The 550-nt window shown below is 51.6% G+C and carries 1 rRNA gene; it reads left to right on the top strand.

Annotated elements, in window-relative coordinates:
* Window positions 1–503: ribosomal RNA gene (locus GF617_RS26970) — 16S ribosomal RNA — on the top strand; the annotation flags it as partial.
* Between the last annotated feature and the right edge of the window lie 47 nt (window positions 504–550).

Below are 550 nucleotides of genomic sequence, written 5' to 3'. Positions count from 1 at the left end.
TGAGACAGGTGCTGCATGGCTGTCGTCAGCTCGTGTTGTGAAATGTTGGGTTAAGTCCCGCAACGAGCGCAACCCTTATCCTTTGTTGCCAGCGGCTAGGCCGGGAACTCAAAGGAGACTGCCAGTGATAAACTGGAGGAAGGTGGGGATGACGTCAAGTCATCATGGCCCTTACGAGTAGGGCTACACACGTGCTACAATGGCATATACAAAGAGAAGCGACCTCGCGAGAGCAAGCGGACCTCATAAAGTATGTCGTAGTCCGGATTGGAGTCTGCAACTCGACTCCATGAAGTCGGAATCGCTAGTAATCGTAGATCAGAATGCTACGGTGAATACGTTCCCGGGCCTTGTACACACCGCCCGTCACACCATGGGAGTGGGTTGCAAAAGAAGTAGGTAGCTTAACCTTCGGGAGGGCGCTTACCACTTTGTGATTCATGACTGGGGTGAAGTCGTAACAAGGTAACCGTAGGGGAACCTGCGGTTGGATCACCTCCTTACCTTAAAGAACCTGCCTTTGTAGTGTCCACACAGATTGTCTGATGAA

It is taken from the genome of Lelliottia sp. RWM.1, assembly GCF_016859735.1.
Classification (GTDB): domain Bacteria; phylum Pseudomonadota; class Gammaproteobacteria; order Enterobacterales; family Enterobacteriaceae; genus Enterobacter.
The sequence above is the reverse complement of the archived record's forward strand: the minus strand, read 5'-3'. Positions and strand labels throughout refer to the sequence as shown.